This window comes from Stenotrophomonas sp. STEN014, from assembly GCF_056760315.1.
In genome coordinates, this window is the sequence record NZ_JBRREN010000003.1 from 155,507 (window position 1) to 168,148 (window position 12,642).

10 protein-coding genes are annotated in these 12,642 nt (G+C 66.8%); 5 read left to right on the forward strand and 5 right to left on the reverse strand.

Translation table 11 applies throughout. The annotated features are described in order from the left end of the window. Positions 1 to 8: 8 nt before the first annotated feature. Entirely contained in the window at positions 9 to 473 is a 465-nt protein-coding gene (locus tag ACVOMC_RS05705) for a hypothetical protein (RefSeq protein WP_481523171.1), read from the reverse strand. 239 nt (positions 474 to 712) lie between these two features. Here ACVOMC_RS05705 and ACVOMC_RS05710 point away from each other — a divergent pair, with 239 nt between their 5' ends. Further along, on the forward strand, positions 713 to 1,108 hold the full coding sequence (locus ACVOMC_RS05710) for a host attachment family protein (protein WP_054659069.1): 396 nt from the start codon (positions 713 to 715) through the stop codon (positions 1,106 to 1,108). Between the two features lie 63 nt (positions 1,109 to 1,171). Here ACVOMC_RS05710 and ACVOMC_RS05715 read toward each other — a convergent pair whose 3' ends face one another. Further along, positions 1,172 to 2,920 carry an acyl-CoA dehydrogenase family protein gene (locus tag ACVOMC_RS05715; protein WP_481523172.1) on the reverse strand — a complete coding sequence of 583 codons (1,749 nt, stop codon included), beginning with the start codon at positions 2,918 to 2,920 and terminating at the stop codon, positions 1,172 to 1,174. A 181-nt stretch (positions 2,921 to 3,101) separates the two neighbouring features. Between ACVOMC_RS05715 and ACVOMC_RS05720 the strand changes: the two genes are divergently transcribed. Together ACVOMC_RS05720 and ACVOMC_RS05725 are read left to right on the forward strand one after the other, a co-directional pair. Beyond that, positions 3,102 to 4,028, forward strand: a complete 927-nt coding sequence (locus ACVOMC_RS05720) for a hypothetical protein (protein WP_481523173.1) — start codon at positions 3,102 to 3,104, stop codon at positions 4,026 to 4,028. Positions 4,029 to 4,218: 190 nt separating this feature from the next. Next, positions 4,219 to 5,319, forward strand: coding sequence for a chitinase (locus ACVOMC_RS05725; protein WP_481523174.1), 1,101 nt, complete (start codon positions 4,219 to 4,221; stop codon positions 5,317 to 5,319). 54 nt (positions 5,320 to 5,373) lie between these two features. Here ACVOMC_RS05725 and ACVOMC_RS05730 read toward each other — a convergent pair whose 3' ends face one another. Beyond that, positions 5,374 to 5,691, reverse strand: coding sequence for an ASCH domain-containing protein (locus ACVOMC_RS05730; RefSeq protein ID WP_481523175.1), 318 nt, complete (start codon positions 5,689 to 5,691; stop codon positions 5,374 to 5,376). Positions 5,692 to 5,807: 116 nt separating this feature from the next. Here ACVOMC_RS05730 and ACVOMC_RS05735 point away from each other — a divergent pair, with 116 nt between their 5' ends. Continuing rightward, on the forward strand, positions 5,808 to 6,575 hold the full coding sequence (locus tag ACVOMC_RS05735; protein ID WP_481523176.1) for a lytic transglycosylase domain-containing protein: 768 nt from the start codon (positions 5,808 to 5,810) through the stop codon (positions 6,573 to 6,575). 29 nt (positions 6,576 to 6,604) lie between these two features. Here ACVOMC_RS05735 and ACVOMC_RS05740 read toward each other — a convergent pair whose 3' ends face one another. Then, complete coding sequence (locus ACVOMC_RS05740) at positions 6,605 to 7,090, reverse strand: hypothetical protein (protein ID WP_481523177.1); 486 nt, start codon at positions 7,088 to 7,090, stop codon at positions 6,605 to 6,607. A 63-nt stretch (positions 7,091 to 7,153) separates the two neighbouring features. Between ACVOMC_RS05740 and ACVOMC_RS05745 the strand changes: the two genes are divergently transcribed. After that, positions 7,154 to 9,241 (forward strand): NHL repeat-containing protein, encoded by a 2,088-nt coding sequence (locus tag ACVOMC_RS05745; RefSeq protein WP_481523178.1) that lies wholly within the window; start codon positions 7,154 to 7,156, stop codon positions 9,239 to 9,241. A gap of 120 nt (positions 9,242 to 9,361) precedes the next feature. Here ACVOMC_RS05745 and ACVOMC_RS05750 read toward each other — a convergent pair whose 3' ends face one another. Continuing rightward, entirely contained in the window at positions 9,362 to 12,466 is a 3,105-nt protein-coding gene (locus ACVOMC_RS05750) for a TonB-dependent receptor (RefSeq protein ID WP_481523179.1), read from the reverse strand. Between the last annotated feature and the right edge of the window lie 176 nt (positions 12,467 to 12,642).

Here is a 12,642-nt window from a genome sequence, read left to right on the forward strand (position 1 = left end):
CCGTGCGCTCAGCCGCGGTTGTACTCGACGAATTTGGCGAACTGCGCCAGTTCATCCAGCACGGTCTTGCCGTGGGTGAGGATCCGCATCGTGCGGTTCACGTCGTCCCAGCCGCTGTTGCCGCGCTTGCCGCCGTGGAAGACATTGTTGCGTGCCGCGCGCAGCAGGATCGCCAACGCCTGCAGTTCGAATTCGTTCTCATCGAACTCGATCTCGCGCCAGGCCAGCTTGCCGTGCGAGGTACTGATCTGCTGCTGCGGGCCGGCTTCCAGCAGCGCCAGCGCATCGGGTGACAAGGTGTAGCGGGTGCGGTTGCTGCGCACGAACTTGTCCCAGTTCGGCTCGGCCTTCTTGCCGGGCTTGTCCGACTTAAGGTAGCCGGCTTCCTTCATGCAGAACTCGAAGCGGGCGAACGCGTAGAAAAAATCGAACGCGGTGTGTTCGAGCGTGGGGGTGATATCGGTCTTGATCATGTGCCGGTCCATTGCCGAGACGGGAGGAAGTGCCGTGGCGTGCAAGGGCAGCGGAAACGGGCGGCTCGCGCCGGACCCGTCGGACAGTCGAATGACGGCGGCGAGGGCTGCCAGTGTACGGGAAGCGCCCGGTGCCGGCCTAAACGGCGTGCCGCGCCGGGTGGTCAGGGGCCGGGACAGGAGCCTCACATCGGCCCCGTTAGGCTGCGGTTCCTGCCCCAAGTCTGCAAGGTGATGAGATGTCGCTGATTCCTCAAGGTACCTGGGTTGTGGTGGCCAATGGCCGCAGCGTACGCGTGCTGCGCAATGTGGGGACCGAAACCCAACTCAAGCTGCATCAGGATCCGACCCCCACGCTGGATACGGAAAATGTCGGCCCTTCGGGCCTGCAGCCCAAAGAAAACGACACCGGTGAGGCCGCGTTTGTGAAGCTGCTTGCCGACTGGTTGAACCGGCAGGCGCTGGCACACCACTTCGAGCGGCTGGTGCTGGTGGCCGATGCGGTGTCGCTGGGTGAGATCCGGCCACAGCTGCACAAGGAGGTACAGGCGCGGCTGCATGCCGAGATCGTCAAGGACTGGACCAACATCCCTTTGGATGACATCGAGAAGGCCTTGAACGCGCAGCGCATCTGAACCGGCGTGTCTCCCCCGTCACCGCCGACCGTCGCCGGGAGCGGCCCGCGCTTTTGATTCCTCTCAGAGCACGTCGAAAGCGTAGTTGCCGCGTTCCAGTACCGAAGCGGCCAGTTGCTCGACCTGCGCGTCCTCGTTGCGCTCCAGCCCGCGCACGTTGCGGGCCAGACGGCGGCGTGCCTGGCGGGCGAACAGCCCGGCGATGGTGACCGCTTCTCCGGCGGCCGGGTGTGACTGCTTGACCAGGCTGTCGGCGCGCGAGAGCACGCACAACCCGACGAACACATCGATGGCGATATCGGCGATGCGCTTCTGCGCGTGCTGCTGTCCGGCGACGTGCTTGCCGTGCTTGCGCAGCAGCCGGTCCGAGACCTTGGACAGTTCGACCGTGTACTTCTCGCACAGCGCCGCCAGCTTGCGCAGCTCCGGCGCCAGCGGATGAGCGATGCGGTCGGTGCCATAGCCGGTGGCTTCGCGCACGCGGCGCCCGGCGTAGTCGCCGAGCACGCCGAAACCCTTGATCGGATCGTTGAAGATGCCGCCGACCGCGCTCTGCAGTTCACTCAGGGTCGCACCCACGCCCTTGAGCCCGGACAGCGCCACATACAGCCGCAGGATCTCGTTGGTGCCCTCGAAGATCGACAGGATGCGGGTGTCGCGGGTCATCTGCTCGTACGGGAACTCGCGCATGAAGCCGTTGCCGGCGGCGATCTGCAATGCCTCGTAGCAGGCGCGCTGCACCGCCTCGCTGGCAAACACCTTGCTCATCGCCGCTTCCACCGAATAGTCGCTGCGGCCGCTGTCGATCAGGTGTGCGACCATCCACACCGCGCTTTCGGCGGCAAAACAGTCCACCGTCATCTGCGCGATCTTCTCGCGTACCAGCCCGAACTCGCCGATGGTCTGGCCGAACTGGCGGCGCTCGTTGGCCTGCGCGCTGGCCAGCCGGATCAGCGCGCGCATGCCGCCGACCGCGCCGCCGCCCAGTCCGGTGCGGCCGCTGTTGAGGATGTTCATCGCCACCTTGAAGCCCTTGCCGACCGGGCCGAGCACGTTGGCGGCCGGCACGCGCACGTCAGTGAAGGCGACGGTGGTGGTCGAGGAGGCGCGGATGCCCATCTTGTCCTCGTGCGGGCCGTGGCTCACGCCTTCCCAGCCGGCCTCGACGATGAACGCGGTGACCTTGCCTTCGGGCGTGTCGGTGCGCGCGAACACGGTGTAGAAGCCGGCGATGCCGCCGTTGGTGATCCAGATCTTCTCGCCGTTGAGGGTCCAGCTGCCATCGGCGTTGCGGCTGGCCCTGGTGCGGATCGCCGCGGCGTCGGAGCCGGCGCCGGATTCGGTCAGGCAGAACGCGGCGATCATCTCGCCGCTGGCCAGCTGCGGCAGATAACGTTGTTTCTGTTCGTCGTTGCCGAACAGCAGCAGGCCCTTCATGCCGATCGAGCTGTGCGCGCCGATGGTCAGCGACACCGAGCTGTCGTGGCTGCTGGTCTGGCCCAGCACGCGCGCATAGGCGCCGTTGGACAGCTCCAGTCCGCCGTGTTCCTCGGGAATGATCAGGCCGAACAGACCCATCTCGCGCAAGGCCTGGATGAACTCCTCCGGCTGCTCGGCATCGCGGTCGTACTGTTTGAGCGCGGCGCTCTTGTCGGCCAGAAACTGGTCGATGGCCTCGGTCATCGCCCCGAGCATTTCCCGGTCGCGCTCGCGGATCTGCGGATAGGGAAACAGCACGTCCTCGGCGATCTGGCCGAAGAACAGCTGTTTGGCGGCGCTTTCATCCAGATTCTGCGATGCAACGGTATTCACGGCACGACTCCTCGATACGGCGACAACGAAGGCCGGTGCTGGCGATCCGGCGCGATAACCCGATCATGCCCCTGCCGGCGCCGATATTGGAACTCGCTGCGGTTTTGCCGGTCTGTTGCTGCTGCCAATACGCCGCGACAGGGCCGCTGACCGCCCTGTGGCCCTTGTCCCATGGAGTCGCATGCGCCCAGTCCGCTCGCCAGAACCGTTGTGGACCCATGCCGTGGCCATCCTGGCGGCGGTCGCGGTGTCTGCGCTGCTGCTGCGATTGCTGTGGCAGTGGCCGCCGGTGCGCGAATCGCGTCCGGAGACGCGTATCCAGTTGCGCTGGCTGCTGCCGGCACGGCCGGTGACAGACACGGCATTGCCCGACACCCCGTCGCCACACACGATGGCATCGCGCCAGTCGCCGCCGCCTGCGACCGTCGCGGTTGATACCGTGCCCGCCCCTGTTCCTGCCGCGGCGCCAGTCCCGGCAAGCGCGCCGCGTTCGTCGCCGTCGCTGTATGGAAGCGACGGCCAGGCGGTGCTCGCACCGGATACCGTGGGTGAGGCAAAACAGCAGAGTGCTGCCGAGCGTGTCTTCGAGCATCGCGATGAACTGGCCACGGGCGTAGGCGAGCGTGCAACGGCCAACCTGTTTTCGGGCAGGCGTGCCGGAACACGGCAGAAACGCTCGGAGAGCCTTATCTATGGTGAAGACATCCAGGCGGCTGAGGCGCGGCGGCCGCCGGATATCGCCTTCAACCCGGCGCGGCACGAACGCCCCTCGGACCTGGGCAGCGAGGCCACCGGCGATGCCTGGAAGGCTGCGCCGATCCGCTACGAGAAAGCCCCCGATCTGAAAGGGGAGGCCAGCCGCCGTATCCGTGCGGCGCTGGGTGATCTGGAGCAGCGCTATCCGCGTTGCAGCCCGGCGCTGCGCAGCCACTGGCTGGCCCCGGCGCTGGCCCAGCTGGAGGCGTTGCAGCGGGTGGAGTACCGCTACAGCCACGGCGCCGATCCGGTGGAAGCCGAACACAGCTTGCCCAGCGCCGCCGACAACGCCTACGACCAGGCGCGGCGTGCGCTGTGGGACGCCGAGCGGCGCATGAAAATGTGCACTTGAGCGGCGGACATTTCGCGCCGGCCGGCAGGCGGGGCAAGGCCAATGCCGGGCAGGTCCAGACACTGCTGGAGCCACTGCCAAGACATGGCAGGCCAAACCCGGACAACTTTTATAAGTTGATGTTTTTGAATGGTTTTAACCGGGTCGGCTGGGCCTAGAATCGGGCTTCCTTCACATCTTCCGGATTGCGATGAAGTCGATCAGTCTGCTCGCCTGCGCCCTGGCGCTGGTTTCCACCCTTGGTTGCCAGGCGCAGCCCGAGACGGCCAGCGTGCCGGCGGCGGCTGCACCCGCAGCGCCGGTTTCGCAGGCCGGCGTTGCCCCGGGTAACAGCCATCCGCTGCCCAAGCATGCGCTGATCGGCTATCTGCACAACTTCGACAATGGCATCGGCGTGCTGCCGCTGGGCCAGGTCGATGACAGCTGGGACGTGATCGTGCTGGCGTTCGCCCAGGACAAGGGCGAGGGCAAGGTGGCCTTCACCCCCGATCCGGCGCTGGATCGCGAGCAGCTGATCACCGATATCGCCGCCAAGCGCGCACAGGGCAAGATCGTGGTGCTGTCCTTTGGCGGCGAGCTGGGTACGGTGACCCTGAACACCCGGCGCGACGAGGACAACTTCGTGGCCACCACCGCCGAGGCGATCAACACGTTCGGCTTTGACGGCATCGACATCGATCTGGAGAAGATCGCCGGCGTCACCCATGGCGCACCCGTGGTGCCGCACCTGGTCTCGGCGGTGAAGCGCCTGCACGCCATGTACCCGAACCTGTACGTGTCGATGGCGCCGGAGCACCCGTATGTGCAGGGCGGCTTCGTGTCGATGGACGGCATCTGGGGCGCCTACCTGCCGCTGATCGACGGCCTGCGCGACGAGCTGGACCTGCTGCACGTGCAGCTCTACAACAACGGCGGCCTGCCGACCCCGTACCGCGCCGAGAAGTATCCCGGCGGCAGCGTGGACATGCTGGTGGGTTCGGCGAAGATGCTGATCGAAGGCTTCGAGCTGGCCGGTGGCAAGGGCCGCTTCGACGGCCTGCGTGCCGACCAGGTGGCGCTGGCGGTGCCCTCGGGCCTGCGCGCGGCCGGCAACGGCTATGCCACCCCGGCCGACATCACCCGCGCTTTCGATTGCCTGACCACTGCCAGCCAGTGTGACGAGGTCGCACCGGCGCAGCCGTACCCGACGTTCCGCGGGGTGATGACCTGGTCGATCAACTGGGATGTCACTGACGGTCGCACCTTCTCCGCACCGGTCGGTACGCATCTGCGCGCGGCCACCGCGAACTGATCGCAGGCGGTACAACGGCAACGGCGTCGCGTCCTGCGCGGCGCCATTGTCCGTTCAGTCCATCTGGAAGTGCACCAGCGTCACCGTCTCATCGGCCTGGAAGCCGGGGTAGATCTGCTGCAGCACCGCCAGCAACCCCTCCGGTGTGCGGCAGCTGGGGTCGTGCTCATCGGCCAGGTCAGCGGCGGTGAGCGTGTTGAAGTGGCGCAGCCCGGTGGTCAGCGGCACGGTGATTTCCGCCAGCCCGGGCGCGCGCTGCAGCCGTGCCAGCGGCACACCATGCCAGCGGCTGCCGCGACGGACGCTGAGGTTGCGGCCACGGTGGAACTGCGGATTCACGAACGTCAGCAGCGGGGCGGGGGACGGGTCCATGGCGGGTTCCGGGAGAGGGACGGTTCATTGTCGCGGCGGCGCCGGCCGGTTTCATCACCGCAGGTTCGCAAAACCGGGTCCAGCATCGCCTTCTCCAGTGAAAGATGCCGATCCCGATGTTGCGTGCGGTCGTCCTGGCTGTACTGCTGTATCTGCTGTGCGCGCCGGCGCAGGCCCGCACGGTATATCGCTGTGTGCAGAAAGGTACGGTGAGCCTGGCCACCGCGCCGGAGCCCGGTTCCACCTGCAAAGCCATGACCTTGGCCGACGACGCGGTGCAGACGCCCAACCTGTGGGGCAACCTGGGCGTGTTCAGCGGCACCCTGTACGAGCGCGAGCAGGACGGGGTGCTGGTCTATTCCACCCGCAACCTGCCGGGCTCGCGGCCGTACCTGCGGTTCACCGTGGCGACCCCGCCGGGCGAGCCGGCACATGAAGGTCTGGGCCGGGTGGGCCGGCCGCAGCTGGACCGGCACGCACGCCAGTTCCGCGCCGCCGCCCGTAGCACCGGGGTGGACGATGCCTGGCTGCGCGCGGTGGCCCACGCCGAAAGCGCGTTCGATGAGACCGCGGTATCGCCCAAGGGCGCGCAGGGCGTGATGCAGCTGATGCCGGAAACCGCGGCCGCGTACGGGGTGACCGATCCACTGTCGCCGGCCCAGTCCATCGCCGGCGGCGCGCGCTACATGAAGGCCCTGCTGCAGCGCTACAACGGCGATCGCACCCTGGCGGCGGCGGCGTACAACGCCGGTACCGGTGTGGTCAGCCGCTACGGCGGGGTGCCGCCCTATGCCGAAACCCGGCACTACGTGGACAAGGTGCTGGCGCTGTACAGCAAGTATCGCCAGGCGCTGGGCACGGCGCCCGAGCGGCCGGCGCTGTAGCCGCCGACTGCCCGACGGCCCGCCGACTGTCAGTCGTGTGCCGGATCGCCCAGGCGCAGCTGCCGCCAGCCGACGTGGTGCATCAGCTCGCGTACCACGACCAGTGCGGCGACGAAGCCGGGCTGTTCCGGCAATCCCACGGATCTGGCCGGCATGCCGGCCGCCACCCGGGCAAGCAGATTGAAGGCGTGTTCGACCTGTTCGATCTGCAGCACGGGCCGCGCCTGCGCCGGCAGGACCAGCAGCCCGGTCAACGGCGCCAGCACCGCGTCGGCGCAGTCCAGTTGCAGAGGTGGATGCGCGCGCAGGGCCGGGATCTGCGGCATCAGCGCATCCTCGGTGCGGGCGATAGCCCGTTCCAGCGCCGCCTCCGACGGTGGGAAACGCTGCAGGCCGTCGGCCAGCAGTGCCGTCAGCGACAGCGGCAGACAGACGTCCTCGCCATGCCCCGGCCGCAGGCGGATCGGGTCGTGCTCCAGGTGCAGCTGCATCGGCGTCTCCGGCAGGCAGGCCATCTGGCGGTTCCGCCGCCAGGCGTGAGCGTCTATCGTGCCCGGTCCGCAACGGGTTGGGTGTACATGGATCGCAAGCATTGGGCAGTTGCAGTCGCTGCCGTCACCGGCGCCGCGTTGGCGGCCACCTTCCTGTGGGCGCCGCGTGCGCCGGAGCCGGTCGGCCCGGCCGCGACCCCGCTGGGCTGGCAGGCGCGGATCGATCTGCTGGGCGGTGACGGTCTGGCCGGGGAGAACACCGGCAGCGCGGCGCAGACCCGTTTCAGTGATCCCTGGGGAGTGGCGATCGGCGGCGGAGTGGTGTTCGTGGCCGATGCCGGCGACAACAACCGCATCCTCTACCGCTGGCTGGATGGCCGCTTCCGGCTGCTGGCCGGCAGTAGCGAAGGCTTCGCCGATGGCCGGGGCGTGGCGGCCGCGTTCCACACGCCTTCGGGTATCGCGCTGGACCGGCACGGCAATCTGTACGTGGCCGACACCGGCAACCACGCCATCCGCAAGGTCACCCCGCAGGGCGAGGTCAGCACGCTGGCCGGCAACGGCACGCCCGGCTTTGCCGATGGCACGGGCCGGCAGGCGCGGTTCAACGGGCCGATGGGTGTGGCGGTCGGCACCGACGGCCGCATCTATGTCGCCGACACCTGGAACGACCGCATCCGCGTCATCGGTCCTGACGGCCAGGTCAGCACGCTGGCCGGTGGTGACCGGCCCGGCTGGATGGATGGCGCAGGCGCGCAGGCGCGGTTCGACACCCCGACCGACCTGGCGCTGGCGCCCGATGGCAGCCTGTGGGTCGCCGATCTGCAGAACAACGCGCTGCGCAGCGTCACCGCGGACGGGAAGGTCACAACGCGCGTGGGCGGCGGTGATGGCGAGCGTGTGCTGTGGGGGCCGATGACCCTGGCTGTGACCCATGACGGGGTGGCCTATGTCGGCGAGCGGTCGAGTGGACGGGTGGTGCAGGTCTCGCCGCACGGCCATGTGGTCGCCGTGGCCGGCAATGAGACGCACCGCTTTGCGCGCCCGGCCGGGCTGGCGCTGGCGCCCGATGGCAGCCTTCTGCTGGCCGATGCCGATGGCTACCGCCTGCATCACCTGCAGCGGCAACTACCGGGTACAGCGGCGCAAGTACCGCTGCTGGGGCCATCGCCGGACAATCCGTTGCCGGCCAACCAGGGCCGCTGGCCGCTGGCGCCGCAGACCGGCTGGCACGAGGTGACCGGCACGCTCGGCGAGGTGCGCGGGAATTTCAGCGGCGAGAGCCGTCACCATCTGCACAGTGGTTTCGACGTGCGCGGCGATGTCGGCCAGACCGTGCTGGCCATCGCCGCCGGCAAGGTCAGCAGCCCGGCGGCGACCTGGACGCTGGGCGGGCAGGCCGAAGGCTTCTCGCTGGACACGCTGGACTACCTCCATATGAAGGTCGGCCGCGACGCCGCCAACCGCCCGCTCGATGCCGCCCGCTTCCAGCTGGTCAACGACGACAACGGCCGCCTGGAGCGCGTGCGGGTGCGCCGCGGCACCCGTTTCCAGCCTGGCGACGCGCTGGGCAGCATCAACAGCCAGGCCCACGTGCATCTGGCGGTGGGGCCCTCGGGCTACGAGCGCAACGCGGTGCGGCTGGGCTTTGCCAACTACGCCGACCGGGTCGCACCGAGGATCGATGACATCGCCCTGCTCGACGCCAACGACCGGCGTCTGCGCGACATGGTGGATGGGCGGCTGCGGGTCGCCCGTGAGGGGGGCGGCCTGCAGCTGGTGGTGGAGGCCTGGGACCAGGTCGACCAAAACCTGCCGCGCCGCCGCCTCGGCCTGTATGCACTGGGCTACCAGATCCTGGATGCCGCCGGCCGGCCGTTGCCGGGCTACGAACAGCCGCGGATGAACATCGAATTCAACCGCATGCCACCGCAGCGCGAGGCGGTCAAGGTGGCCTACGCCGCCGACAGCGGCATCACCGTGCACGGCAGCGCCAGCACCCGTTTCCGCTACGTGCTGACCAACACCGTGCGCGATGGCGAACTGGCCAGCGGCCTGTGGCAACCCGCCGAGCTGCCGCCTGGCGACTACACGATCCGCATCAGCGCCAGCGACTACAGCGGCAACCAGGCGCGGGAGGGACGCGAGCTGCCGCTGCGGCTCACAGATTCATGAGCCCGCCCATGGGCACGGCGGTGTCCGCGTCCTGGATCGACCTGCGGGCAAAAAAAGACCCCGGCAGTGCGCCGGGGTCGAAGGTGCCGCTGTGTTCACTTGTCCGTGCTGCTTGCCTGATCAGAAGCGGTAGGACGCCGAGAGCATCATGTAACGCGGGGCCTGGCGGGCGATCGGCAACAGGTAGGTGTTGGAGACCGTGTAGCCCACGTCGGTTTCCGAGGTGACATCGACCTGGATCGGCTTCTGGTCGTTGAGCACGTTGAACACCTGCAGGCTCAGCGCCAGCCGCTCATCCAGGAACGCGGGACGGTAGGTCACGCTCATATCCAGGCCCTTGGTCCACGGCGTGCGCTTGGAGCCGGGCTTGGCGATCTGGCCGAAGCAGGTGTGATAGCTCGGGCCATAGCCGATCGGATCGGCCTCGGTGGAATTCTCGTCGATCGTGCCGTCGGGGTTGTAGAAGCCCAAGCAGCTAATCGGCGTACCCGACTGCACCCGCAGGTTGGCCGCCACCGACCATTCCGGGGTGAAGGCGTAGCTGCCGTACAGCTTCATCGAGTGGCGCCGGTCGTTGGCGAGATAGCCGTCGGCGAATTGCATGATCTGCCAGGCGTCCCAATCCTGGGTCTTGGAGATGTTGGTCTGGCCGAACTCCGACTTCACCTGGCCTTCGTTGTTGCCCTGGCTCTTGGAGTAGGTATAGGTCGCACGGCCTTCCCAGGTGCCATCGAACGGATGCTCGATGAACACGTCGATCGCCTTGTAGGTGCGTTTGACGCCTTCGCTGAAGCCCCAGTCCTTGCTGCTCATGACCACGTCGGTGCGTTCACCGGTCGGATTCCCGGCGCCATCCAGGTAGGCCAGGCTGAAGGTGTTGCTGCCACCGGGGTTGAACATGTAGCAGTAGTTCACGAACACGTTGCGCCCGTCGGCCAGCTCGGCGTTGTAGCCCGAACCCTGCGCGTTGTAGTCCACCGCACCGATATGGTCGAGCATCGTGTACGGGTCACAGACGTCGTCGATGGAGGACTTCAGGTCACGGTAGGTGAACTTGGCGCCGGCGACCCAGCGCTCGCTGATCTGCTTCTCGAAGCCCAGGATGTACTCGTCCTGGTACATGTTCTTCAGGTCCTTCGGCGCGAAGGCCAGCACATCCACCGGATCGCCATACTCGCCGTTGGAGGAAACCGGTCCCGGTGGCGGCGCACCGTTCACGCCCGGTACCGCGGTCAGGCCGGTGGGCAGACCATCGGCGTTGATGCCGGTGTAGGTGAAGTACTCATAGGTGAAGGTCGAAGCCGAGGCGCCACGGATGGCCACGTTGTTGGGCATCGCCAGGAAGTAGCGGCCGGCGTTGCCGAACACCTTCAGCGTGGCGTCACCGAACACGTCCCAGCTGGCGCCCAGACGCGGGGCCCACTGGTTCTTCGCATCCATGTACACCGCGCCGGCGTCGTTCTTGTTGGTGAACTCGTCATTGCGCAGGCCCAGCGACAGCAGCAGGTTGTCGGTGACCTGCCAGCGGTCCTCCAGATACCAGGCCTTCTGGTCCAGTGACATGTCGGTGTTGTTGAAATACTTCAGCTGGCGCACGTAGTAGCCGTTGCCACCGGGCGCACCCACGCCCAGGGCCGAGGAGATATTGCCGGCCGGATTGCTGGTACGGGCGTACTGCCAGTAGTCGGCCACCTGCGCGGTACCTTCATTGGTGGCTTCGAACTTGATGTTGTCCAGACCCACGCTGAGGGTGTGGTCGCCGACCACCCATTCCAGGTCCGCGCGCAGGCCCCGTGTCTTGTTCCTGCCATCGCGGCTCTGGTAACCGCCCTGGCGGTTGGGAATCGGCGTGCCGCCGGTGATGGCCGGGTCCTGGTTGGTGGCACCGACCACGTAGGGAATACCTGGCAGGATGCCCGGGTTGATCTGCTGGTTGGTGTACTCGTTGCTGCCGTAGGTGGCGCTCAGGGTAAGGTCGTCGCGCAGGTAGCCGGTGTAGTTCAGGATGCGGTAGTCGTTCTTCTTGATGACCGGCGTCGGCACCACTCCCAGCTTTTCGCCTTCGACGCCGGTGTCCATGTCATAGGCGTAGTAGCTGCCGCTGTAGTCGTCCTTGCTCTTGAGCCAGGTGGCAGCCAGCATGTGGTTGTCGCTGATGCTCCAGTCCAGCTTGGCATACAGGTTGTGGTCGTCGTCCTTGCCGTGCTCGGTACGCGGCGTTGCCAGCGAATTGGGATTGATGACGGTATCGCGCTTTTCCAGTTCGGCGGCGGCGAAGAAGAACAGCCGGTCCTGCACGATCGGTCCGCCCACATACGCCGCGTAGGTGGTCCGGCTGGAGTCGCCGCCCTTGCCACGGCTGTACAGCGAGCCGGCGGCATCCGGATCTTCGTACTCATAGCCGTCGGGAAGGTCGAGGTTGGGCAGGTACAGGTCCTTGCGGTCATCGCGCAGATCCTTTGGCGCCCAGGTGATTTCGCCGCCGAACTCCCAGGTGTTGGTGCCGCGCTGGCCGATCTGGTTGATCACGCCACCGTCGGAGCGGCCGTATTTGGCGCTGTAACCGCCGGTATAGGTCTCCTGCTGGGCGATGGCGAGGAACGGCAGGCCCGAGCCACCGAGATTGGAAAGCGGTTCGCCGGTGAAGAAGCCATTGATGTAATAGGCGTTTTCCGAAACGCCCGCGCCACCGAAGGACACCAGTCCGGCCAGTGCCGAGTAGCCGCCGGCACCGGCCACCGCGCCGGGAGCGAGCAAGGCGATCGCTTCGGCCGAACGGTTGATCGGCAGGCGCTCGAGTTGTTCGGCGGTGAACACGGTACGCGTGTCGACGGCGGTGAGGTCGATGGCGGCCGCCGCGGTCGCCGTGACGTTGACGGTCTCCAGGGTGGAGGCATCACCGCCGCTGGCGAAGGAGGCATTGGTACCGGCGCCGACGATCACCTTCACCTCGCGCGTGCCGATGACCTGGCCATTGCGCTGGGCGGTGATTTTGTAGTTGCCCACCGGCAGTGCGCTGATGTTGTAGCGGCCGTTGGCGTCGACCGTCACCGTACGGCTGAAGCCGCTGTCGTTGGTGACCTGGACCGTGGTGTCTCCTGCGGAGGCGGCGGGAATCGTGCCGTAGATGTTGCCGGTGGTGCTCTGTGCGTAGGCTCCCCCGGCAAGGCACAGGCTCAATGCAGCACTCAGCGTGGCGCGCTGGATCGTCTTGCGTTTGACCATCTTCTCTCTCTCCAGAAAATAGTGTTGGTACTTGCCGGGGTCCCCGTCGAACCTAAATGGCAAGTGAACAAAACCTATTCCTGTTGAGCCGAAAATTTAACCACTTCCGAGTATTTTTTTTGGGGGTGGGATTTTTTTTCCAAATTTTTCATGTTGTTACATGATTTTTTTATCGG

Coding starts and splice junctions, on each gene's coding strand:
- ACVOMC_RS05705 (WP_481523171.1), bottom strand. CDS start 473: ATGATCAAGACCGATATCACCCCCACGCTCGAACACACCGCGTTCGAT.
- ACVOMC_RS05725 (WP_481523174.1), top strand. CDS start 4,219: ATGAAGTCGATCAGTCTGCTCGCCTGCGCCCTGGCGCTGGTTTCCACC.
- ACVOMC_RS05740 (WP_481523177.1), bottom strand. CDS start 7,090: ATGGCCTGCCTGCCGGAGACGCCGATGCAGCTGCACCTGGAGCACGAC.
- ACVOMC_RS05710 (WP_054659069.1), top strand. CDS start 713: ATGTCGCTGATTCCTCAAGGTACCTGGGTTGTGGTGGCCAATGGCCGC.
- ACVOMC_RS05745 (WP_481523178.1), top strand. CDS start 7,154: ATGGATCGCAAGCATTGGGCAGTTGCAGTCGCTGCCGTCACCGGCGCC.
- ACVOMC_RS05735 (WP_481523176.1), top strand. CDS start 5,808: ATGTTGCGTGCGGTCGTCCTGGCTGTACTGCTGTATCTGCTGTGCGCG.
- ACVOMC_RS05720 (WP_481523173.1), top strand. CDS start 3,102: ATGCGCCCAGTCCGCTCGCCAGAACCGTTGTGGACCCATGCCGTGGCC.
- ACVOMC_RS05750 (WP_481523179.1), bottom strand. CDS start 12,466: ATGGTCAAACGCAAGACGATCCAGCGCGCCACGCTGAGTGCTGCATTG.
- ACVOMC_RS05730 (WP_481523175.1), bottom strand. CDS start 5,691: ATGGACCCGTCCCCCGCCCCGCTGCTGACGTTCGTGAATCCGCAGTTC.